This is a genomic window from Lentibacillus sp. CBA3610, from assembly GCF_013373365.1.
Lineage (GTDB): Bacteria > Bacillota > Bacilli > Bacillales > Amphibacillaceae > Lentibacillus.
In genome coordinates, this window is the sequence record NZ_CP035925.1 from 1,413,056 (window position 1) to 1,434,562 (window position 21,507).

At 39.9% G+C, this 21,507-nt stretch carries 25 protein-coding genes and 1 pseudogene; 2 read left to right on the forward strand and 24 right to left on the reverse strand.

Annotated elements, in window-relative coordinates; genetic code table 11:
• Positions 1-572: 572 nt before the first annotated feature.
• Both istA and Len3610_RS20775 read right to left on the reverse strand, forming a co-directional pair.
• Positions 573-1,721: an IS21 family transposase gene (gene istA, locus Len3610_RS07155; protein ID WP_255259828.1), complete on the reverse strand. Its 1,149-nt coding sequence runs from the start codon at positions 1,719-1,721 to the stop codon at positions 573-575.
• A gap of 8 nt (positions 1,722-1,729) precedes the next feature.
• Positions 1,730-2,017 carry a hypothetical protein gene (locus Len3610_RS20775; RefSeq protein ID WP_255259829.1) on the reverse strand — a complete coding sequence of 96 codons (288 nt, stop codon included), beginning with the start codon at positions 2,015-2,017 and terminating at the stop codon, positions 1,730-1,732.
• Positions 2,018-2,186: 169 nt separating this feature from the next.
• On the opposite strand from Len3610_RS20775, the pseudogene Len3610_RS07160 reads away from it, so the two are divergent.
• A pseudogene (locus Len3610_RS07160) lies at positions 2,187-2,629 on the forward strand (IS3 family transposase); the annotation flags it as partial.
• A gap of 729 nt (positions 2,630-3,358) precedes the next feature.
• Here Len3610_RS07160 and Len3610_RS21745 read toward each other — a convergent pair.
• From Len3610_RS21745 to Len3610_RS07235, 17 genes are all read right to left on the reverse strand, one after another.
• The gene (locus Len3610_RS21745) at positions 3,359-4,030 is read right to left on the reverse strand and encodes a YhgE/Pip family protein (RefSeq protein ID WP_369693654.1); all 672 of its coding nucleotides are present in this window, start codon (positions 4,028-4,030) and stop codon (positions 3,359-3,361) included.
• A 330-nt stretch (positions 4,031-4,360) separates the two neighbouring features.
• On the reverse strand, positions 4,361-4,960 hold the full coding sequence (locus Len3610_RS21750; protein WP_369693655.1) for a hypothetical protein: 600 nt from the start codon (positions 4,958-4,960) through the stop codon (positions 4,361-4,363).
• A 216-nt stretch (positions 4,961-5,176) separates the two neighbouring features.
• Positions 5,177-5,479: a YhgE/Pip domain-containing protein gene (locus Len3610_RS21755; RefSeq protein ID WP_369693656.1), complete on the reverse strand. Its 303-nt coding sequence runs from the start codon at positions 5,477-5,479 to the stop codon at positions 5,177-5,179.
• Between the two features lie 747 nt (positions 5,480-6,226).
• Positions 6,227-6,811 carry a nucleotidyltransferase family protein gene (locus tag Len3610_RS07170; RefSeq protein ID WP_010529446.1) on the reverse strand — a complete coding sequence of 195 codons (585 nt, stop codon included), beginning with the start codon at positions 6,809-6,811 and terminating at the stop codon, positions 6,227-6,229.
• Between the two features lie 125 nt (positions 6,812-6,936).
• Positions 6,937-7,188, reverse strand: coding sequence for a hypothetical protein (locus tag Len3610_RS07175; RefSeq protein ID WP_176447336.1), 252 nt, complete (start codon positions 7,186-7,188; stop codon positions 6,937-6,939).
• Positions 7,189-7,324: 136 nt separating this feature from the next.
• On the reverse strand, positions 7,325-8,989 hold the full coding sequence (merA, locus tag Len3610_RS07180) for a mercury(II) reductase (protein ID WP_176447337.1): 1,665 nt from the start codon (positions 8,987-8,989) through the stop codon (positions 7,325-7,327).
• 38 nt (positions 8,990-9,027) lie between these two features.
• Positions 9,028-9,426 carry a mercury resistance transcriptional regulator MerR gene (gene merR, locus Len3610_RS07185; RefSeq protein WP_176447338.1) on the reverse strand — a complete coding sequence of 133 codons (399 nt, stop codon included), beginning with the start codon at positions 9,424-9,426 and terminating at the stop codon, positions 9,028-9,030.
• 212 nt (positions 9,427-9,638) lie between these two features.
• The gene (locus tag Len3610_RS07190) at positions 9,639-9,854 is read right to left on the reverse strand and encodes a hypothetical protein (RefSeq protein WP_176447339.1); all 216 of its coding nucleotides are present in this window, start codon (positions 9,852-9,854) and stop codon (positions 9,639-9,641) included.
• An 85-nt stretch (positions 9,855-9,939) separates the two neighbouring features.
• Entirely contained in the window at positions 9,940-10,092 is a 153-nt protein-coding gene (locus tag Len3610_RS07195; RefSeq protein ID WP_176447340.1) for a hypothetical protein, read from the reverse strand.
• 14 nt (positions 10,093-10,106) lie between these two features.
• Positions 10,107-10,991 (reverse strand): permease, encoded by an 885-nt coding sequence (locus Len3610_RS07200; RefSeq protein ID WP_176447341.1) that lies wholly within the window; start codon positions 10,989-10,991, stop codon positions 10,107-10,109.
• An 82-nt stretch (positions 10,992-11,073) separates the two neighbouring features.
• Positions 11,074-11,391 carry an ArsR/SmtB family transcription factor gene (locus Len3610_RS07205; protein ID WP_176447342.1) on the reverse strand — a complete coding sequence of 106 codons (318 nt, stop codon included), beginning with the start codon at positions 11,389-11,391 and terminating at the stop codon, positions 11,074-11,076.
• A 168-nt stretch (positions 11,392-11,559) separates the two neighbouring features.
• The gene (locus tag Len3610_RS07210; RefSeq protein WP_176447343.1) at positions 11,560-12,174 is read right to left on the reverse strand and encodes a DUF6241 domain-containing protein; all 615 of its coding nucleotides are present in this window, start codon (positions 12,172-12,174) and stop codon (positions 11,560-11,562) included.
• A gap of 153 nt (positions 12,175-12,327) precedes the next feature.
• Entirely contained in the window at positions 12,328-12,618 is a 291-nt protein-coding gene (locus Len3610_RS07215; RefSeq protein WP_176447344.1) for a hypothetical protein, read from the reverse strand.
• 220 nt (positions 12,619-12,838) lie between these two features.
• Positions 12,839-13,552 carry a RecB family exonuclease gene (locus tag Len3610_RS07220; RefSeq protein WP_176447345.1) on the reverse strand — a complete coding sequence of 238 codons (714 nt, stop codon included), beginning with the start codon at positions 13,550-13,552 and terminating at the stop codon, positions 12,839-12,841.
• A gap of 79 nt (positions 13,553-13,631) precedes the next feature.
• Positions 13,632-14,057 carry a single-stranded DNA-binding protein gene (locus tag Len3610_RS07225; protein ID WP_176447346.1) on the reverse strand — a complete coding sequence of 142 codons (426 nt, stop codon included), beginning with the start codon at positions 14,055-14,057 and terminating at the stop codon, positions 13,632-13,634.
• Positions 14,058-14,073: 16 nt separating this feature from the next.
• Entirely contained in the window at positions 14,074-14,682 is a 609-nt protein-coding gene (locus tag Len3610_RS07230; RefSeq protein WP_176447347.1) for a hypothetical protein, read from the reverse strand.
• Positions 14,683-14,879: 197 nt separating this feature from the next.
• Entirely contained in the window at positions 14,880-16,148 is a 1,269-nt protein-coding gene (locus Len3610_RS07235; RefSeq protein WP_176447348.1) for a RecT family recombinase, read from the reverse strand.
• 647 nt (positions 16,149-16,795) lie between these two features.
• On the opposite strand from Len3610_RS07235, the gene Len3610_RS07240 reads away from it, so the two are divergent.
• Positions 16,796-16,918 carry an FbpB family small basic protein gene (locus tag Len3610_RS07240; protein WP_176447349.1) on the forward strand — a complete coding sequence of 41 codons (123 nt, stop codon included), beginning with the start codon at positions 16,796-16,798 and terminating at the stop codon, positions 16,916-16,918.
• Between the two features lie 221 nt (positions 16,919-17,139).
• On the opposite strand, the gene Len3610_RS21760 is transcribed toward Len3610_RS07240, so the two are convergent.
• From Len3610_RS21760 to Len3610_RS07260, 5 genes are all read right to left on the reverse strand, one after another.
• On the reverse strand, positions 17,140-17,220 hold the full coding sequence (locus Len3610_RS21760) for a putative holin-like toxin (protein ID WP_369693685.1): 81 nt from the start codon (positions 17,218-17,220) through the stop codon (positions 17,140-17,142).
• A 143-nt stretch (positions 17,221-17,363) separates the two neighbouring features.
• A complete protein-coding gene (gene sda / locus Len3610_RS07245) occupies positions 17,364-17,510 on the reverse strand; it encodes a sporulation histidine kinase inhibitor Sda (RefSeq protein WP_176447350.1) in 147 nt (48 codons plus the stop codon).
• Between the two features lie 89 nt (positions 17,511-17,599).
• A complete protein-coding gene (locus tag Len3610_RS07250) occupies positions 17,600-18,298 on the reverse strand; it encodes a hypothetical protein (protein ID WP_176447351.1) in 699 nt (232 codons plus the stop codon).
• A 13-nt stretch (positions 18,299-18,311) separates the two neighbouring features.
• A complete protein-coding gene (locus Len3610_RS07255) occupies positions 18,312-19,157 on the reverse strand; it encodes a S1 RNA-binding domain-containing protein (protein WP_176447352.1) in 846 nt (281 codons plus the stop codon).
• A gap of 99 nt (positions 19,158-19,256) precedes the next feature.
• Positions 19,257-21,458, reverse strand: a complete 2,202-nt coding sequence (locus Len3610_RS07260; protein ID WP_255259830.1) for a type IV secretory system conjugative DNA transfer family protein — start codon at positions 21,456-21,458, stop codon at positions 19,257-19,259.
• Positions 21,459-21,507 lie beyond the last annotated feature (49 nt).

Consider the following 21,507-nt stretch of genomic DNA (forward strand, 5'->3'; position numbering starts at 1 on the left):
CAGATCGACTTTGAATATTTTTTAATGCATTCCGATAAGTCCGTCTGCGGCTAACTTGGCAAGTTGTCAGTTCATCCATAACTCCGGTAGGCGAACGTATTTACTTTATTAAAATGCCGACAGGCAGATATACTAATGCAGTTGCTAAAAATGATTTGCCAGAGCCGGTTGCTCCTTTTATAACGTTGTGACCATCCTGGATATAAACACGCTTTGCTAGCTTTATATCAGGTCTTTATCCAGTTTGGCGATCATCATGTACTCTAAATCTCGATACAGGCCTTTGAGTTTAGGAAAGTCGCTTGCTTGATCAGCCGTTGAAGCTTATTGCTCTTACGGCGAGAATGTTCCAGATCGACTAGTAAAGAAAGCCGGTCTTCAAACCATGTTTTGAAATTCTTGTTAAATGCTTGTTTGTAGGCTCAGCCATGCCGGTTATTTTCGTGTAATTTTGTTCAGTGTTGGTTCATTCATTATTGATCCATCCTATAGTAAGCAGCTCACGAGTGAACCCATAGTTATTTTCTTTGACTTCCGTTTTGCGTTTTAATTCTTGCTCGGCATCGTTCTTTTTATTGTTCTTTAAAAGCGTTTGAAGGCTCTTGACTGTCGGCCCTGTTCGTCATCGAAGTTATCATTTTACACGCACGCTCTATCTCGTATTTCGTATAACGGCGCTCTAATTTTTTTAACGAAAACACGGATTGTAATCCTTGTTTTTCCGCCTGTGTCGTATTCAGAATGAATTGAACAATATCGAGAGTAGATGGGCCAATGCTTTCGGCCCATTCAATCGCTGCCTCTGGCGTTTGATCTACAAACAGCTTATGATTGTCAGGCATATGGTCACGGATTGTAGCTAATTGACCAAATTTCCCATATAATCGCTTGTGAGAAGCAACTCGCATATGATTAAAAAAGATCTCGACGAGATCATCTGAAAGTTTTATTTCCACTTCTCGATTGATATACTCATATGGAACAGAATAAAACATGCTCTCAACAGAGACATGGTAATCAGGTCGCACCTTTGCCTTTTTCCATTGAGACATTTTATAAGGGGCGTTTGGAAGAGGAGAAAGCGCAAATTTCTCCTCTTCTTCAAATGCTGACAGGCGACATCCTTGTTTGCGAGTGAAAGGGCGCTGATTAAACTCATCTAATTTCCGCCAAACCTCTTTATTCAGTTCATAAATGCTAAAGCATTGTGTATTTCTTAATGCTGCAATTATCCATGTTGAAATAACACCGACAGAGCCTTCAACACTTGGTTTATCCTTGGGAGCGCGAACCCGGGCAGGCATAACTATAGTATTATAGTAATCTGCCATTTCTCTGTAAGTAGGATTTAAAACTAGGTCACGCGTTGTATGCTTTGTTACACTTGCTTTCAGATTATCTGGTACTATAATCTGCGTCGATCCGCCAAAATAATCGTACGCATGATTATGGGCCATTATCCAAGCATTTAAATCCATGGATAAAGTTGCTTCTGCGTACGATAATTGACTACAAGGCAGAGTCGCAACAAAAATGTAGGCTTTAATTCTCTCCCCAGTATCTCGGTCAATAATAAAGGCTGTAGAACCCGCCCAATCAACTTCCATGATTTCACCAGGTTTTCTTCGAATGCGTAAAGTAGCCTTATATTTATCCGCATACTTACTGTAATGACGAACAAAGCTACGATAGGAATATGAATTTATGATTCGCACGGGCATTCATTTCATTATTCATGATGAGCAGCGATAGAGTCACATTTGGGCTTCGCTAACTCTTTATGATATATTCGATCTATGGCTTTCGGCCCTGACGCCTCCAAGGTTGTCTCTGGATAAAGGAACTCTTCCAGCCATTGATCTGACATTTCCTCTTCTAATGGACACATCACCCCTTTCTTTTTTGCCAGTTCGATAACTTCTGTTACCTTCTGACGGGAATTGCCTGTACTTACTGAAATGCCCCTAAGGCTGATGCCTTCATCGTGCAATTCCAGTATCTTTCGATAATGAATCATTAAAAAATACCTCCTATAACCATGTCACGCCAAAGGCGTGCTCATTAATTATATAGAAGGTATCGCGTAGGTGGTACATTTATTTGTCATTTGATGGTACATTTCTTGTCATTCAGTGGTAAATAACATGTCACTAGTGGTACATTTTGTTGTGGCCGCAATCAAATGGAAGAAAGCTTATTTATCGACCATTAAGGATGTTCAACAAATGAAATATTAGCGTATAACGTTTCTAGTAGTCTAGCATTAGATTTGGCAACTGACACTATCCGAAAACTTATGAAAAACAGAAAAGTTAAACTGGCAACAAATGCATTTATACATTCTGACCAGGGAGTTCACTATACTAGCCCGGAGTTCCAGGCATTAGTAAAGAAGTACAACTTAGGACAATCTATGTCACGACGAGGAAACTGCTGGGATAACGCACCTCAAGAATCATTCTTCGGTCATTTTAAAGATGAAGCCTATATAAAACCATGTGAAACCTTAGAAGAGCTAGAGAAAGAAATTAAACAATACATGATTTATTACAATAATTATAGATACCAATGGGATCTAAAAAAGATGACTCCCATACAATTTAGGAGTCATCTTTTGGTTGCCGCATAGTCTTTTTTAAAATGTCCTTGACAAAGGGTACAATTATATTGGGTTACCGAAGTAGCATGTGGGCTCCCCACAAGGAATAAGTTGGCTTTTTTTGGCATAAGCCTTATAGCAACCGTTTCGGATGACAGTCCTTGTTCCCAACGTTCCTTGCTTTCCAAGTCCCTTACAAACGTAACTATCTATTCTGGACGTAGGCGCTTACTATAAGCCTTTGATGGATGCCGCCGTTGTCCGGTATAGTGTATTTCAAAGGGCGAATTTTACTCTACACCACTCACACCATCGTTGGATGACTCATAGGTTTCCCTATGTTTAATCTTTAGACCCGTACATTCGGAAATTCGCCAGTTCCGAACATTCTCACCTTATCCAGTTTTTCAGCCGTACGGCATACCTTTTCCAAAAGGAATGGCTTCAGCCTTTGTTCTGCCGAATCTACCTGTTCTTAAAACCCCATGACCTGCCAGTCATGACGCATGCAGGAGTATTGACGGGATGGTTCCGTCATTCCCATCCTGCGTTGTAAAGTTTGGATTAACTATAAGTAATCCTCTGCATTTCACGTTTCAAAGTGCTTATAGCATAGCTTGTTGAACGGCGCACTATAGCGGGCTTTTTCTATACTGATAAACATTAATGGAATAAACCAGCCTCCTTGGACTTTTTCATCAGCCTGTCGGTATGTTTATTAACCACATTTTTAAACAGGACACCGAGCCCCCGAGTGCTTCACCGCCAAATTAAACAAAAATCCCCAATGCAAACAATAAAGGTGAAACGGAAAAGGGGAAACGGTTGATTGCCTGGAAAAAAAACAGGAAGCCAAAAACAACCCGGATATGTGCCGCCCGCACCGGCAATTTGCAGAACAAGCAGGACAATGACCATTGCTTTTCCGACATCGCCAAAAAGTGAAACGAGAGTATAGATGATTGTCATAAACACCAGACTAATCAACAGTCCGAATATCACAAACCAGACAGGGTGTGCCATGTAGGCGTCTACGATAAATCGATCACCCAACGTCACAATAACTGTCTGCAGTAATCCGATCGTAAGGAATGTGAGCAACTTTCCAATATAACGCTCCCTGTCCGTTAGTTCTTCCCCACCATGAACGTCTGCGGCCAATAGGGAAATCAGTAGCAGACCGCCAACCCATATAGCCAGGACAGTGTAGAATGGGGTCATCCCGGAACCGTAGTTCGGAATTGGAAAAAGTTCATTTTTGCTGAGCTTGACCGGTTCCTCAAAAAAGCTCCGTTCTGCTTCAGGATCGTTCTGTAATAATTCAATAATTTCATTGATGTCAGTTTCACCCTGGATGTCACGAATTTTATCAGCAAGTTCATTGACTTTACTATTCACGTACGGATATTCGCCAAGAATTGTATTCAGCATTTCCTGCCCTCACCAATATTATTTTCGGTATTTGACAGGACTTGTTTACCCTCCGGATTGTGACTGATCTGATAAAATCCCTTTTGCATCAGATAACGTCTGTTGCGCATTGTTGATTTTCTGTTTGACTATTGGCTCAATATTTTCTTTATAATCTGTCAGGAAATCTCCTATTCTGTTTGCTGTATTGCCAGATAACTCTTCTAAATCGATGATAACGGAATCGACTTCCTGCTTTGTCCCTCAATGATGCTGTATGTTTTGACCATTCTTCTGCGCTCTTCAAGAGCTCCACGCAGTGTGCTCAAATCGTTCTATGGGCATCTTTAATTACCTGATCCTGATAGCGCTGTATTCTGGCCGTTTGTCTGATATTATTCGGTCGCTGTTTTCCTGACCGTTTGAACCCTCATCACTATTCTGCTTATTTCCATGTTCACCGCCATCGGCCTGTTGCTCCTGATTCATTTCCTTCAGCTGCTTCAACTTTGCTTCTATTTCACCGATGTGACTGGTTGCATCACCCAATGAACTGTCAATGCTTTGCTGCAGTTCTTTACCCTTGCTAAAATCAATGTTCACATTCTGGGCATCTTTAAGCAGTTTGTTGATGTCTTCAGCAGTGCCTTGCGCTTTTTTCAAATCCTCCTCAATTTTCGGTGCCATTTCATTTAAGCGGCCTTCAGCTTTTGACATTAAGTCAGCTGTTTCATTAACCGTTTGAAGGCCATCATTGGTTGTCCGCTCAGCTTCCGGAAGCATGTTTTGCGCTTTATTGATGATAGACTGCGCATCCTTTGTATCCTGCAGGCCATTTGAAATCAAATCATGAATTTCCGGTAATTTTTTTTCCATCGTAAAAACATAATCCTCAAACTTTTTGATATCAGGCAGCTTTTCGTTCAGCTCTACACCAATTTCATCAAACATATTAAATAACGCCAATTTTACTGTGGAAATAAATTGCTACTGACCTGCTTCCACAATCGTACTGGCACTTGTCTGTTATTTTCGGGGATATGGGCATGATTTTTTCATTTACGTAGATTCCGTTTTGCTTTTTTTTTTGGATATCTGTAATTACCGTTGACAGGTTATCGGAGAAATCCTCCGGTATGACAATGACAGCAAAAATATCGCCATATTTTAGATTTTCCATTGCCTTTTCACGGTTTGTAAATGCCAATCCATTGAATCGTTGTTTTTAAGTGTATTGACAAGGTCGTTACCAACGTTGATTTTTTCGTCCCTGACCTGCCCCCCTGCATCTTCATTCACAACACCGATTGGAATTTGATCGGTCTGCCCATATGGGTCCCAGGAGGCCTTTATGTTAAACCATGCATATAATGATGGCAATATAATAAGTCCCCCAATCAAAATAGCTGCAACCCAATTGCGTGTTATATTCTTCATATCTTTCGAGTAAATTTTCCAGCCATTCTTCATGCATATACCTTCTTTATTCTTTATCATTTTGACAGTTTGAGGATCAATAACTTTTTCGCATTTAAACATTGTAGCACTTTTCACGTTGAAAACATAATCGAAAAGAAAACCTTAGCATTCCCCTATTAATAGTATACTTGGTTTCAGCAAATATTTTCCACAAAAATTAAAGGTCTGTTAATCGTTCACAACCCTTTTTTAAAAGAAAGAGATTTATTTATGGGAACATTAGACAAACTACAGACTTTAGTAATACTATTTGCTGTTGGTTGGAAATAAATGTATAATCTCAAAAATGATTGGGCCACTTAATCTCCACCTTTCAAACTGAATGGAGTATAGCATTCCCTTGCAGGACCTGTTCTAATGCCTGTAACCGTTTCTGCTGCCGTCCTACCATTTCAACTGCTGTTCAACCGATTGTTGCCATCTAGCTTTCCTTGATTTGCTCCAATGAAAAGCCCATATATAAAGATCCCCTTATATAAATACTATGAATTTCCCTTGGTAAAACATAAAGGCAGCTCTCTTTTATTCGCTGGATTGCTAATTGAAATTTATGATTAATTTTTTCAGAATCAGACTCGTTTATTATGTAGCCTTTGTCATCCAAGGAACATAAGGATCCTATTTCTCTAATCTCGGTCATTATATAAAATCCCCCATTTCTTTTGTTGATTGTGTTTATTCGAAAATATGGCCCTATGATGCAACATTGGTACAATACTTATTAGAGATAAGCTCCCGTTAGCTTAATACAGTTGGAATATGCTGAACCTTTATCTGATTCCAATTCGATGTCCAATTCTTCTTCAATATCCGTTTTTCATAAACTGCTGCACGTTCCTTGGTCTCTGCGAAAAATGCAGTTGGCTTTACTATCATATTTAGAACATCATCGACCCCATGGGGGGCAGCCAATACCAAGTTGTCATGTTCATCTAGCTTAACCCCCAAAGCCGTTGCTGTCTCTGGAAATTTTGATATGGCATCAACAGAGGATGAATAAGGGGAAATATTATTGGCAAGGTGCATTCTAGCCTCATCCTTTACAGACCAAGGCTCATTAGGACAAAAACTTAACAGCCTTTGCTCAAGTTCCTTTTCTTTATCCTCATCTGTATTTGTATCATCAAAATAGATTACATCAATATCGGGCGTGGTTGTCTTTTTATCAAATTCGTGTAAAGTATCCCAAACCTTCGACCGAACAAAACCAGCGCAGACCCACCAATCTGGTAAATTTAACGATTTTGCCATGACCAAAATATTCGTCATCCAATCATCTTCACCAATTAACTTTAATATATCAAGCTCGTTTTTTAGTTCCATGCTAGCCCCCATTTTCTTTCTTCGCTATGCCGCAAAATGGGCCTACAATGGCAAACTGGACGCTGCCCTTTATTCCGGAAGCGCGCCCGATTGAGGAGTATTCCTCTTAATCTCCGCCTTAAAAATCACTTTTGATTTTTAGTAATTTTCATTGCCCCAAATATAAATAAAATCAAACCTAAAGCCAATAAAAATCCAACATAGAAGTTGTCAAAAAGGCCCGGCATTTCTAAAGGACCGTAAGAACCATTTTCATTCAATTGGATTGAAAAAACTTCAATACCGTATAGGAAAGCCGCAATAAACCTTTCGAAAGTAAATAAAATTCCACTCAATGCTATTAATCCAATTCCTGAAAAGAAACTAACCTTCCCCATTTATCTCCCGCCTTTATCTCTGTTGTATTGTTACTTTTTCAACTGTCTGGACACCAAAAGGAGCAGCCTTATTCGATTAGTGCGCCCGATTGTTTAAGTGTATTCATTCACATAAAGCACCTATAAAATCAGAACTTTACCCTGCGCAACAAGATAATTTTGAAACATCTTTATCAAATGTAAGAGCAGCTAGCCTTAGCCCTTCAGCCATTGTTAAATATGGTGCAAGGCTATCTTTTAAATCATCCACGGTTAAGCCATGCTTTACTACTAGCGAAGCTGCATAAATTACATCTCCTGCATTTTCAGATACAATATGAACCCCAAGAACTTTTAATGTTTTAGCATCAGCAACAATCTTAAATACACCAATCGTTTCATGATTTACTAATGCCCTTGGAACGGCGTCTAGAGATAATACCGATGTTTTTACTTCATAGCCTTTTTCATTTGCTAGTTCTTCAGTTAACCCAACTGTTGCAATCGATGGATTTATAAACGTGACAGCAGGTATAACGGATAAATTTAATTTTTTATTTAACCCACCTATCGCATTATCAGCAACAATTCCACCTATATAGGCTGCTACATAGACAAATTGAGGTCCCAATGTTACATCTCCTGCTGCATAAATCTTCTCATTACTTGTTCTAGCATATTCATTTATCTGGACTTCGTTTCGTTTTCCGACTTCAATCCCTACTGCACTTAAATTTAAAGAATCCGTATTTGGTTTTCTTCCTGTTGCAACAAGTACATGCTCTGATTCCACGACTTTTTTCTTACCATCTACCGTTATATTAACCTTTTTTATCTCTCCAACTTGTTCTACACGATCATAAGTTACCTCTTTAATAAGGTTTATACCCTGTTCGATTAAGACTCTTTCTACAGCTTCCGAAATTTCTGGGTCATACTCTTTTAAAAGGCAATCACTTCTTTGAATAAGCGTGACTTCTGAACCTAAATTATGAAATAGTTGTCCAAGTTCCAAACCGATATAGCCTGTACCAATAACTGTTAATCGTTTAGGCACCTTTTTTAATTCGAGTAGTGTTGTACTTGTTAGATAATCCACTTCTTCTAGTCCTGAAATTGTTGGTATAGCTGGCGAAGCACCTGTTGCAATTAAAAAGCGTTTTGCAGAAAGTTTCTCCCCATTTACTTCAACTGTATTTTCATCAACAAACTTAGCTTCACCTTTTATTAAATCAATGCCATATTCATCAATTAAATCTATATATTTTTGATTTCGAAGTCCGCTAACTAATTCATCCTTTTGACTCACCAAAGAGGCTAAATTGATTTCCCCAGCAGATGTTTGTAAACCTGTGAACGGATTTACTTTTGCTAAATGATTGATTTCTCCTGCTCTAAGAAGTGTTTTTGATGGAACACAGCCAATATTTACACAAGTTCCTCCAACTATCTCACGTTCAATCATTCCCACTTTTGCCCCATATTCAGTTGATTTAATAGCCGCAGAAAAAGCTGCCCCTCCTGAACCGATTATGAGTAAATCATAATCATCTTTGTTGTCTAACTCGATACTTTTTAAGTCCTGTAATGAAATTTTTTCTATTTCTTCTATTTCTTCTATTTCTTCTGGTTGATAATTTGTTTGCCGAATTGCCTGTCTTACATTTTCAGCATTAACATCATCTGGTAATTCAAATACCGATTCACCACATTTAAAACTGGTTTCGATATTTTTAGCACCTATGCTTGTTAATGCAGCATCAATATGTTGTTCACATCCTGTACAGGTCATTCCATTGATTTTAACACGATATTTTTTCACTATTTCTTCCTCCTCTATCTATAAAATCTATAGTACCCTCAATCAAATATTAACGATTCAATAATAGGACATTGATTTATTGCCTTTTGATCTGGACATCGACTTTTTAAATCCTTTAACATTGACTCAATACGCTTTAAGTCTACAATTTGTTCTTGAATTTCTATTTCTTCTTTTGATACAAATTCAAATATATTTTTGCAACGAATTTCATCGTTATCAACAACACCAAGTAATTTATAGATTTCACTCAATGAAAAGCCCAGGTCTTGCAGTCTTTTGATAAATTTTACACGCTTAACATCGTCATCCGAATATATCCTATAACCTGTATTGATTCGGGAAGGTTCTTTTAATAATGCTTTTTGTTCGTAATATCTAATCGTCTCTTTATTTACACCACACTTTTCTGCAAATACTTTAATTCGGTAACTCAAATTATTCACCTCTATAAACATAATAAATCGTGTATCTTAGTACACGGTCAAGTATAATATTAAATTTCTCTTCTTCAAGTATCTGGCCCTTATGTGCGATATTGCGATATTACTTTTTAGAGAATAGCGCCCTTTTGATGCATTAACATTCTTGTAAATCTGCATCTAAGTTATTTTATCATACTGTTTCTCCACCGATAATTAGATTGTCTTTACCATTCACCTGATATATCAGTTTTCAATTCCTTATAGGCTAATAAAAAATTCTTATAGGTTTCCTGCCCAAAACGGTTTTCATCCTCTCCAAATAACTGTTTAAAAGCTATGTTCTTTGCCTCTTCAGAAGAACATTCATTTGCACTTATAATCAATTTTATATAGGACTTAAAATAATCTTGGGTTAGTGTTCCTCCATGATTAACGGTCATTGAGAATCATCCTTTTCTACGTCTCCCTGTATAATTTTTTATGAAAAGGGATGCCACTTTATTTAAAGGCATCCCTAATAAGCCACTAGGCTTCTTTTTGTTGGTTTTCACTGTTCTCTTCTTTTTCACCGCAGCATTTATCGTTTTTAGTTTCTTCAACTTCTTCAATTTCAACGCTGCAACAATCCTTATCAGGCTTGGAGAATAGCCTTTTTAGTCCTGATTTTTTCTCTGCCATGCTTATCACCTCCTTTAAAGGATAATTTGAAGGATAAATCCTGTACTGATAGCAACAACCAAAATTGAAGCCACAAACGTAATCACTAATTTCTTTTTAAAAAGCTTACTCAATAGGACAACCTCAGGAATGCTTGCTCCGGCTCCTCCGATTAAAAGAGCGATAACAGTGCCGATACCCATCCCTTTGCTTACGAGCGCATCACCAATCGGTAAAATGGCCTCTGCTCGTATATACATTGGAATACCGACAACAGAAGCAATCGGAATCGTCCAGGGTTTGTCCCCCCCTGCATATTTGGCGATAAAATCTTGCGGGATAAAGTCATAAATGAATGCCCCGATAAAGACCCCGATTAATAGATAAGGAAGTAAGGGATAAAAGAAGCCCCAAGCATCTTCCAACGCTAGTTTCCATTTGGATTTCCCTTCATTATTGTCTTGACTACTTGCTTTTCTTACATTCACGTTTTTAACCGAACGATCCAGCCCCAACGCTTTCCAAACAACACCGATTAAAATGGCAAATATGCCGACAATGACGACGTAATAAAGTGTCAGTTTCCATCCAAGTAACGTCCAAAGTAATATGACAATGACTGGATTCAACAGAGGCGAGGCAATCAAAAATGACATTGACGGACCAAATGGTGCTTTAGATGATAATAAGCCCGCTAAAATTGGTATTGTTGAACAAGAGCAAAACGGAGTCAAAGCACCTAACCCTGTTCCATATAGATAACCACTCCATTTATTGGGTCGATCAAGTATCCTTTTAATCCTGTCCTCTGTAACCATCTGCTGTAGCCAGCTTACCAAGAAGCTGATAAAAATAAATAACACGGTTAATTCCATAAAAAGCGTAAAAAATGTTTTTAAAAACTGCAAAAAGCTATCCATTCTATCCCCTCCTCCTTCTTTATAAATCAAATTAAGTTGATATATAAATCAAATTTATTTGATGTTTAGTTTAAAAATTTTTTTATTTTTTCTCTGGATAAAAAATACAGCATAACTCTTCTGACAATAGCCCCCTTACTTCCTCCTCATTTAAACGATAATAGTTCCAAGTACCAATCTTTTCTCTCTCGATTAGATTAACATCAAGTAAAATCTTCAGATGATAAGATAATTTTGATTGAGATAAACCAATAATTTCAGTTAAATCACAAACACATATCTGCCCTTTTTGATTTAACTCATACATAATCTTCAGGCGAAGCTGATCAGACAAGGCTTTGAATTTTGCTTCATACGTCCTAAACATTTCCTGATTAGCATCACTTATTTTTTTTAGCATCTCTTTATCACTCCTATAAATCAAAATTATTTGATTTAATGTTATTGTATTACCATCTGTTTTTAATTGCAACCGTTAAATCAAATATTTTTGATTAATATTTAACTTAATAATGTAAAAGGCGCTTAATCTTATTAGATTAAAGCGCCCATTAATTGAACAAAATTTCTAATTGGAAGCTTCTGCATCTTTATACGTTTCATCAATTTGCTCTGTATTTTCAATATATTCTTTTTCTTTCGATTCACTCAATATCTCCGTAGCCTTCTGGCTTTCTTTTTCTCCCCCTAAAATTTCCCAAACATAGTTATGGTCATTGACGACATCGCTAAAATTACCGTCTTTCCATCTATTCAAAATGTCTTTATATTCTTCCGCCTTCTCCAAATACTCTGTCTCATCTATTGCATCTAACAACCACTCAATACGCTCATCCGTTATTTCAAAAAAACCCCATTTATCATCTGCTTTAACTTTTTGATGGGACATCCAATGGATATATTGTAAAATATTGCTTTCCATTATTTGAGACTTGTCTTTTTGATTGCCAAATGGATTAAGTTCTGGTTCTGTTGCTTCTTTTCCTTCCTTGTTGTTTTCTTCTACTCGTACACTGTCATTATTGTTTTGAGAATTATCTGCTCTGCCGTTATTAACTTCATCATTATTTAAATTACAGCCATTTAAAAATAGTAGTATCAACGTGAAAATCGTATAACTAGTTACTTTTTTCACTTCAATTCTCCCTTCATACAATATTCTTTTTAACCAATAAATTTCCATAGATAGTATTCCTAAGGTTTTTTACATAGATTACGAATTCGCTATATCGGCGCTAGTTCTTATTAGGGAATATCGCCCGATTATGAAATCTTTATAAATGCTTGTGTGGCAATTTTCTTCTATTAAAAATCCCATTAGCAAGATTTTAATTTCTTAACTCGATGTAGCCATAGTCATACCAATTTTAAACCCTACAGGAATGGAAGCCCAAGTAAATATAAGTGATATTACAAAAAAAGGTATTAAATCCTTAAAGTACTGAATCAAAACGAACAAGGCGCCAACTCCCCAAATAACTAGGATGATGAAAAACTCTGGTGCAACAAACGTTTTGTCTGTATAATTTTCCGCAATGGCTCCCCCGGCAAAAAATATAGATATCGCTAGGGCAATAAAGCCACTTATTATAAGGTTAACCAGTGCTACTATCTTTCGTCTGCTCATACTTTTCCCCCTTTCATTATCTTAGTCCATCCATATAGTCTAAGTGCATAACATAATTTATCTGAAATTAAATTGTTAACATTCAGCAATTTATTGTTACATTTATTTCTAGTTATAAATACATAGTAATACAAAAAGTTATTCCATTAAATGGCCCGATTGTTGAATATTATAACATTTTTAGCTTGTTAATAATAACTCAAAAAATAACACCGCCAGATTATACTCCAAGCGGTGTTTCGATATCATTTATTTTAATACACGACTTTGCAAAAGGACAGTGACTGCATAAACGTGACGGTTTAGCCGGATACAGTTTTTTATAGTCGTGCGGCTGTATTTTTAATAATCCTTCCTTTTCGTTAATTTCTTTTGCCAGTTCCAGCGCCCATTTCCTTGCTTTTTCCATATCGTCTACCGTAAAAGTATGGCTGCTTTCCTTCTTAAAACGAAGAAAATTTAGAACACCTTTCACTGTTTTTAAATCTTCTATTTGGCTGATTGCCCAAGCATACAATGCCAGTTGCTTATTTGCGGTTATATTATAAGAAACACGGTTTGTTTTCCAGTCTGTTATAATGCCATCTTCATACAAATCAATATATCCCTGGATTTCAGGTGCATTGGCTTCATCTGCTAACGGCAGTTTGAAATACATCTCCGTTTCACCCATATTTAGCTGGATGGGTGCTCGATCAACCAACTCCGAGATTTCCTGTTGTTTCAACTCTTTATGGAAATCCGCTGCAGCATACCCATTCAAGACGGCTTCTTCATGAGACAGGCCATTTATTTTATCGTCAATGGCCTGATGAACAGCCTTTCCCAGTGCCAGTGGTTGTGTCACGGGTTCGTCTTTACCCAGGATATATTTATTGTAGAACCGAAACGGGCACTGTTCATACAAATTTAATCGAGAAAATGAAAAGATCATGCGTTCACCCGCTTTGATAATTTTAATTTAAAAAAGGAAGATGGATCTTTTACCATCTCCCCTTTGTTCCATTTTTCTTTTAAAACGGCAAATCCTCATCGTTGACATCAACCGGTACGCCCTGGCCCTGATACGGATTATTCGATTGCTGATTTTGGTTGTTTTGTGGTTTTCCCTGACTGCTTTGATTGCGTGTATCAAGAAATTCGACGTTATCGGCGACGACTTCCGTCATAAATACGGTTTTGCCATCCTGCCCCTCAAAAGAGCGCGTCTGGATACGGCCTGTGACACCTACCTGAGAACCTCTCTTACAGTATTGTGCTGTGTTCTCGGCAGGTTTGCGCCACACCTGACAACGAATGAAATCCGCATCCTGATTGCCCTGATGATTTCTAAAAGGACGGTTGACCGCCAGCGTAAAAGTTGCCACGGCATTGCCGTTTTGTGTGTATTTCAGCTCCACATCTTTTGTCATGCGCCCGATTAATTGGACATTGTTCATTTTAAATGACACTCCTTTAAATTTGTATTTTGACATGACGCTTGGTATCCTTAACTTTGTTATATAACTTTTTCTGTGACACTTTCCGTTTTGGATTGTGTCTTTTTTTATCATCAATTTTCGTTAGCGCTTTTAAAAACAGGATATTGAGAAACAACGAATCCAGATCAATATCCATCGTTTTCAAACAAACGCGCCACGCACTGCGGCCCAATTCTGTTCCTTCTGCCGCCCAATCTTTTAAATCCTCATAGCGTCCTAAAAATGCATTTTGAACTTGGTCATACATGGCAGGAATCGGTGACGTCCAGCATTTTCGTATGAACCAAGTCATCAATTCCTTTTGCCGCTCATTTTGATTTTCCAAATGCGCGATGCACAGAAACAGCGCATAATGCGTCACCAGTTCATCATGAACAAATTGCTTCCAGTCTTTGAGTACGTGCTCCCGCTTCTGCAGAAAGCCGTTAAATGATATTCGTTTATAATTCTGCCATCCGATGCATTTCAATTGGTACGGATTGAGTTGATAGGCCGGATGAAGCGATTTTCGCACTTTACCGAAGTACTGTTCTTTCACGGCGTTAAACGATTTACCGCTTAACTTGACCTCAAAGTCCAGCACACCGCCGGCCTCCTTGCAAAACCAGCACTTGTATAGATTGTCTTCCGTGTTTAACGAAAGATAGTGCTTTTTAGGTTTCCTGGCATCCTCACGGCAAAAAGGGCATTTACACAACGTCTCCTTCCTGCCATATGATTTGGCGTGAAAGGTTAACCCATATTTTTGCGCAACATCCAGAATACTTGGCAGCACGCTGATCACCCCACTTGCTGCCGGCTCGATTCAATCACTTCAACGAGAAAGAGGAAGCCGTTTTCCTTTTTCAGGGAAAGAGTGACGTTAGCACCTTGCTCCAAGCCTTCCGCTTGTTTAACCGCTTGGTCTCCGCGCGCAAGAATCAATTGGGTGTTACCATCAATCTCACCGCTGATTTTGGCAAACATTTCGGACCCTTTCTTTCCAAATTGGACATTTTGAACCAGAACCTCGCAGGTGTTTTCGTCTTGCTCATTTACCTGAGATGCCTGTGCAGATTCTTCAGCTTCGTTTGCTGGTTGGCCGCTTTGTTTCGTTTCGTTTTCATCTTTCTGTTGATGAGCTCTTTCGGCATAATCTTTAAGGAAATAGAAACTGTTTTCTTCATATAGTTCCAGGTTTAAAATCTCCCCGGACGATACATCCTGCAGAGACTTCATCAACGACTCATCCCGGATCAACACCTGAACAGCCTGATTGGACGCTTTGCTCTGAACCGACAGGACACCGTATTGTTTATTGGATGAGCTTGTTTTGATGTCGTACGATTTAACCACCATTTCCTGATTGATGACATCGTTTCTCTGCTGTGACGTATCTTTTTCATCGGTTTTCAGTTCCACTTTGTGCTGATTTGATTGCTGTTTGACCGTTGATGCTGTTTCATTGGCATCCGCCGTTTGCAGCGTGTCATCCAATCCCATCTCTTCCTGCGTATATAAGCCGCCTAATGGAAACTGCCTGCGCAACACAAAGGTTTCAGCAATTTTGATGATCATGGCGCTCGGCAGTGTGTCCCACACGTTGGGGTTGCCGTAACGGGAGTTTTGCCTGCCGCTGTTGGCTTGAAAATACTCTTGAAAATCCACAAAAACAGCCACAGGATTATGCTTTTTATGCTGCATAATCGCATATGCGCCCAAAATCTCACCACGTTTTGCTCCGAATTTATGCCTGACCGTTCCTTCAGAAGGGAGAAACTCAAAATGATCGCCTTCCTTCACCACGTTGGCGTTGGGCGGTCCGACATATCCCGGCTGACTGGTTGCGACACGGAGAAGCCCATCACGTGTGGTAATAAATTGGGTTTTGGCGCCGCGTTTCGTTTCATAGCGCTGAAAGACAATATCGCCCAATAACGGGTTCAACCCAAAGTTTTCACAGACTTCCAGAAAGTGCTCTGTTTCCTCAGGCGTGCCTTTAGCCGGTTCGATAAATCGTTTCCAGATCAGGGACTTTTCATTGTTTGAAAATTGAAGTGCTTTTTCCATGCTTAAACCATCTCCTTTTAACATGTTTTAAAAATAACCGGTGATTGCTCCCTGACAGAAAACAACACCGGTTCTTTACGTGACTTCCCATAACCAATACAACCATCCCGTTTGTTACGTCATGGCATCACTCCTTCCATATAAGGTTTTTATCTATAAAAAAAGCCAGTTCACCTCATAAACATGAGATAAACCGGCTTTTATTAGCAATAAAAAAGCGCATTGTTCCGGCCAATACACTGCTTTTAATATCTTGAGTTTTCATGCATATCATACGTTATTCAGGCAATTGCCTGAAAGCTGTTCAACCTTTCCTTCAATGCAACATCGGACTATTCGAACATGAAGCATGTCGTGTCGAATCTTCCTCCCAGTGGAGGATGCGACGACTTTCACCATGGTGGGTGACAAAAACACTACTAAATTATAATTGTAGCTTAACAAAAACGAACAAATGTGTCAAAAATGTCCGAATAGTCACTGAATGTATTCACTCAGTTTTATGCCTTATTGTTGTTTCTTCCATCTTTTTTACCGAATTGTCATAAACTTTCACATATTTGTTATAATTTCGTTGTTTCGTGAAGGCATTTTTATATTATAATTGAATCAGGATTTGAAATAGTATGATAAAGGAAGTGAGACACATGCGACATCAAACCCGACTTGATGAATTAACAGACAACATTAAAGAGGAATTACTCAATGACGAAGAAGCATTGAAAAAAATCGAGCAAAAAATTGATGACCGTTACACAAAACAAGCTTAAAACGTATCAGACCAAAAACTCGCTTTGGGATCAGGCTTCTTAACGTTTAGAGTTTTCATTTAAGCAAATTTCGGGTATAATAAAATTAGAAAATACCTCATATAATAAAAATGACCGTTAGTGCGGATACACTAACGGCCATGTACAACAGCCCTTCAAGGGGGCGACTCACGAAGTTAGGCTTCATAACCACCTACTTGCTTGTCAGGCTTACAGGGTGGTTATTTTTTTGTGTTTGACAATATTGACACGACCAATGTTGCAAATACAATCATCAGTAAAAGTGTTTGGAATACTGTCATAAGGCATCACCCCCTTTCCAGGGGCGTGAGCCACCACCCATGAAAGCCTTATTGTACAAACTCTATTGTAACAAAAATCAGTTTATTATAACAGAACATATTTTCTCATTTTGAAGTCAAAGCTATTTGTGTTTGTTTTCTGCTTAATGTCTGTTGTCTTCTTCTATCTGATCCAACAGGTTACGCCTTACCAATTCTTCCTTTAACAGCACGATGAAATTTTCCTCCAAATTCAAGCGAAGAGCTTGGTTATACGCACGGATTAAAGTCTCATCGGACGCACGTTTCATTCTAACCCTCCATTTAAATCCAAATATTCGGCCTAAGACAGTCAATCACCCGTTGATTCTTTATTGACATGCTTGTGATCAAGCAATCACTACGTTTCTTTCACGATTTCACCCCTCTCATCCAAAAAATAAAACATGTTTGCAAAATTAAACCCACTTGCCATTAAATCCTCATCAGTTGTGACACGCAATTTTATTGCCTTTGCATACATTTTCAACGGTTCAAGATGTTTGATGGCTTCCGTGATGACAATCAGCCGCTCGTTTAACGACGGGCCCTGCCACTTTAAATGCATCATTAAGTCTTCCACATCGCCGCGAGCACTGTATATATAAAATAGTTTTCCATTCCGTTCGATGGCACCAGCAAACGGTTCCGGCGCAGGTACAATTGTTGATGCCTGAAAGTACTGATACAACTCAAAAAACACCAGACGTTTCAGTACATCACTTAAGCGGTACGCCACCCAATAATTCGGTTCATACGACACGTTGGTGATGACAGCGCCCGTCTGTCCCAATGTATAAACAGGCATAATCTGCTTGTTGCAACGCATTTCATGGCGGACGATTTTTTGTTCGCGCACCATCTGTTTTAAACGTTTTTTCTGGAGCCGGAATAATCGGAAGAGTTGTTTTCCTCCGATGATCCCGACTTTCGCCAACGCATCCAAAGCCGCCCTTTCTTTAGGGGATTTATCATTCACATAATGGATTGGCTTCAGGTTGGACGGGAGCCGCTGCCAGTGCAATGTCCATGGCTGTTCGATTGAAAATGGACTCAGCATCGTTTGACCTCCTTTATAAAACACGGGTAATCCGTGTCCGGATCTGTTCTTTTTCCGTATTAATGTTATCGACGCGTACCAGCACCCGGTCATCTTTCCGGACGTTCTGGAATTTTAAGTGGCTGGACAACGAGTCCACACCCGGCTCCAAACGGACAAAGACCCCATATTCCCGGACGCCTGAGACGACCCCGACGTATTCACCGTTCTTTTGATACCGTTTGACACAATCGGGCCATGGGTTCTCCTGCAGGGCTTTGGCACTCACATCCACCTCTTTTTTATCCCTGTCAATGGCCGTAACTTTGACCTTAAGCGCATCCCCGACCTTAAACTCCTCGTGGATATCATCAATCCACCCGTAGCGGATTTCCGAAATCGGGAGAAATACCTGAATCCCGCCGATGTCGCCCAGCATATAGTCATCACCAACATGCCGGACGACCGCAGGGATGACATCACCTTCCTCGATTTTCCGAAGGGTGATATCGGCCATTTTTTCCAATGCTTTTGTCCGGGAGCCGGTAAACACCCCATTTTCCTGATCGTAATTGAGCACCATGAACGCGATATCCTGACCGGTCATGGCACGCAGATGCCGAAGATTTTCCGCTCCGGTAAATTCCAACGGAATCAGACCGCGGATGGCGCCGACACGAACGACTGCGCAGGCTTTTTTGTCTTCCCCGTCCGGGCCGACTTTTTCAATGCCTGAGATGGGCGCATAGAGAATTTTGCTGTTCTGATAGGCTCCGTATATGGTCATCCAATTTTCCATACTGTGGTCCTGTTGCTGATCCACCATTCTGGCCGGGTCAAAGCCTTCAATCATCACGTTTTCATTCAATTCTTCCGCCATTGTTGATCGCTCCTTTTAAATATTTTTTCATATAAAAAAGCAACCCTGTTTAAAGGATTGCTGCCTTATAATTTTTCTCTGAGGTTTTTAATTTATGGTCTAATCCCAAAAACCATCACCGGATACTCTTTGTTTTGAGGTCACCTTATTTGGGTTACTTTGTTCAGCCGCGTCTTTTTCTTCTTTACGTGTCTGTTGGGCTGGCTCGGTGACAATTTCCTTTCGATTCTTTGCTTGGCTGGCTGGTAATGATTCCACCTCGTCATGCGTGTTAATCTCAGGTTGTTTTGTACTTTCTGACTGCTTGAGTATCGGTTCTTCAGCTGCATTGTCCTCCGATTCATTTGAAACCGTTTCTGCTGGCATTGGTTCTGTTGCTCGTGCTTCCAATGCAGCATCTCTTATTGGCTGGTAATCTTTGTTCTGAGATTTGGATGCTGCAGCACGTTTTAGCTGTCGAATAGTCCCAGTACCGGCTTTTCTCATAAGATTGTTCACCTTATATGACAGATTTTTCGTCTCCCACGCTTTCTTTTCTTTCCAATCAGCCGGTACGAGATTCCCTCTTGCCAGGGATGGTTTCTGCATGGCCGCTTCATACATAACTTTATGAATAAAACTGTATTTCGGCAGATTATCCATAATATCCGTCGGATCAAACCGGTATTCCTCTGATTCCGTATCCCGATACGAATGCGGGAACAGATTCGGCATAAATATCCGATGTTTGTATGTTGACTGCCTTAACATGATTTTGTCCTTGCCGAATTCATCCGCAAATTCCCGGGCATCCTGATAACCAATTCCGTTAAAGCATAATTTGTTCCGGCAGTTGGTCATAATCGCCTGCTTCATGGCACGGGGGCTGATATCACCCGCTTCCACTTCCAATTGGCCGAGTGATTGTGACGCCAATACACTCGAAACCTTATAAGATGCTGCAAGCGATAGAAATATTTCCACCTGCGGGTTGATGTAACGCTTATACTCATCTATCACCATGAAATGCGGTGTCCGTGTGTCTTCCGTTCCCGGTCTACGAAAGGTGCCATTTTGCAAATGCATTATTAGGAACTGTCCAAATGCATCGCCAGCTTTTTTAAGGGTGCCGAGGGCAGTATTAACAATTAAAACACCATCGTTAGCAAAATGTTCATCGACTTCCAGATCGCTTTTGCCGGACATGATGTTTTTCAGCAGTTCATTACTGGTGATATTCTCCAATTGCGCCCGCAGGCCGATGACAAACTGTTTGTATTTCTCAGCCATGCTGCCGAGCAGCTCGTGCTCGATTGAGTGAACGAGGTCGGTTTCCCCGTCACGCTGTCGCAGTTCACTCGTTCGTTTCTGCAGAAGTTCCAGATCCCTCAGTGTTTCCAGCACTTCCATCAGATCCACATCGTCCCCTTTGAGCTCTTTAAGAAGCCGTGTGACGTTACGGGCGGCCAGTTCCTGCACATTGGCAAAGAATGCATCCTGTTTGCCGAATAAACCGCGCAGAACAATGACGGTTCCTTCCACCACGTCTTCCACATTGCCTTCCATCGGATTGAATTTATCGGTATCCGGGCTGGTGGGGTCAATGTAGATGTAGGGAATAGCCATTTCATCACAGAATTCCTTCACTTTCTCAGCAAATTCACCTTTGGGTTCAACGACTGATAAGCCGAGTTTCTTCCCCTGCTTCTTTTGCATCAGCAGCTGATATATCATCGGCTCCAGGACGGATGCGGTTTTGCCTGAACGAGTGGCGCCGACCACCAGCATATGGGTGAACATGTCTTTGCCTTTCCAGACGATCGGCACATCGCTGTGTTCAAGCGAGTTGCCCAGCACCGTCACAATCTCATCGCTCTTTTTGCTTTTTGACTGCTTCAAGTCTTTTTTATATTCCGTATACCCTTCTTCAGGCTGTTCCGTGATGCGTTGATTCCCCCTCTTTTTGCGATAAGCGGATTCCGCCCGCATGACCATAATGTTCAAATAGATGCCAAGCACGCCAAATAAGATGAGTATCAATTGCATCATAAATTCCCTTGTCACCATCTGTTCCCATTGCCAAAGTTCAAATGCAAGGCTTCCCAGCGTTAAGACCATAAACAATGTGATGGTAAACGCCATAAGCCGGTTCGCTTTGGCTGGCTTTATCTTTTTAACCAAGCGCGTCAGAAAATAAAGCCCTACAACAATGCCCCCTGCCGTTACAATCAGCAGCGGGGCCGGGATGAAAACCTCCTGGAACATGAGTATAAAACCGCTCACGGCCAGGACGAAGCCTAGAAAGGCTATTGTCATAAGCATGCGTATCACCTCTCTTAAACTAATTCATGTAACGATCGTCTAAAACCAG

Coding starts and splice junctions, on each gene's coding strand:
- Len3610_RS20775 (WP_255259829.1), bottom strand. CDS start 2,017: ATGATTCATTATCGAAAGATACTGGAATTGCACGATGAAGGCATCAGC.
- sda (WP_176447350.1), bottom strand. CDS start 17,510: ATGAAACGTGCGTCCGATGAGACTTTAATCCGTGCGTATAACCAAGCT.
- Len3610_RS21750 (WP_369693655.1), bottom strand. CDS start 4,960: ATGTTTGATGAAATTGGTGTAGAGCTGAACGAAAAGCTGCCTGATATC.
- Len3610_RS07205 (WP_176447342.1), bottom strand. CDS start 11,391: ATGCTAAAAAAAATAAGTGATGCTAATCAGGAAATGTTTAGGACGTAT.
- Len3610_RS07260 (WP_255259830.1), bottom strand. CDS start 21,458: ATGCTTATGACAATAGCCTTTCTAGGCTTCGTCCTGGCCGTGAGCGGT.
- Len3610_RS07250 (WP_176447351.1), bottom strand. CDS start 18,298: ATGCTGAGTCCATTTTCAATCGAACAGCCATGGACATTGCACTGGCAG.
- istA (WP_255259828.1), bottom strand. CDS start 1,721: ATGCCCGTGCGAATCATAAATTCATATTCCTATCGTAGCTTTGTTCGT.
- Len3610_RS07240 (WP_176447349.1), top strand. CDS start 16,796: ATGCGACATCAAACCCGACTTGATGAATTAACAGACAACATTAAAGAG.
- Len3610_RS07195 (WP_176447340.1), bottom strand. CDS start 10,092: ATGGCAGAGAAAAAATCAGGACTAAAAAGGCTATTCTCCAAGCCTGAT.
- Len3610_RS07255 (WP_176447352.1), bottom strand. CDS start 19,157: ATGGCGGAAGAATTGAATGAAAACGTGATGATTGAAGGCTTTGACCCG.
- Len3610_RS07220 (WP_176447345.1), bottom strand. CDS start 13,552: ATGATCTTTTCATTTTCTCGATTAAATTTGTATGAACAGTGCCCGTTT.
- Len3610_RS07175 (WP_176447336.1), bottom strand. CDS start 7,188: ATGGGGAAGGTTAGTTTCTTTTCAGGAATTGGATTAATAGCATTGAGT.
- Len3610_RS07215 (WP_176447344.1), bottom strand. CDS start 12,618: ATGAGCAGACGAAAGATAGTAGCACTGGTTAACCTTATAATAAGTGGC.
- Len3610_RS07225 (WP_176447346.1), bottom strand. CDS start 14,057: ATGAACAATGTCCAATTAATCGGGCGCATGACAAAAGATGTGGAGCTG.
- Len3610_RS07210 (WP_176447343.1), bottom strand. CDS start 12,174: ATGGAAATTTATTGGTTAAAAAGAATATTGTATGAAGGGAGAATTGAA.
- Len3610_RS07170 (WP_010529446.1), bottom strand. CDS start 6,811: ATGGAACTAAAAAACGAGCTTGATATATTAAAGTTAATTGGTGAAGAT.
- Len3610_RS07235 (WP_176447348.1), bottom strand. CDS start 16,148: ATGGAAAAAGCACTTCAATTTTCAAACAATGAAAAGTCCCTGATCTGG.
- Len3610_RS21760 (WP_369693685.1), bottom strand. CDS start 17,220: ATGACAGTATTCCAAACACTTTTACTGATGATTGTATTTGCAACATTG.
- Len3610_RS07190 (WP_176447339.1), bottom strand. CDS start 9,854: ATGACCGTTAATCATGGAGGAACACTAACCCAAGATTATTTTAAGTCC.
- Len3610_RS07200 (WP_176447341.1), bottom strand. CDS start 10,991: ATGGATAGCTTTTTGCAGTTTTTAAAAACATTTTTTACGCTTTTTATG.
- Len3610_RS21745 (WP_369693654.1), bottom strand. CDS start 4,030: ATGCTGAATACAATTCTTGGCGAATATCCGTACGTGAATAGTAAAGTC.
- Len3610_RS21755 (WP_369693656.1), bottom strand. CDS start 5,479: ATGAAGAATGGCTGGAAAATTTACTCGAAAGATATGAAGAATATAACA.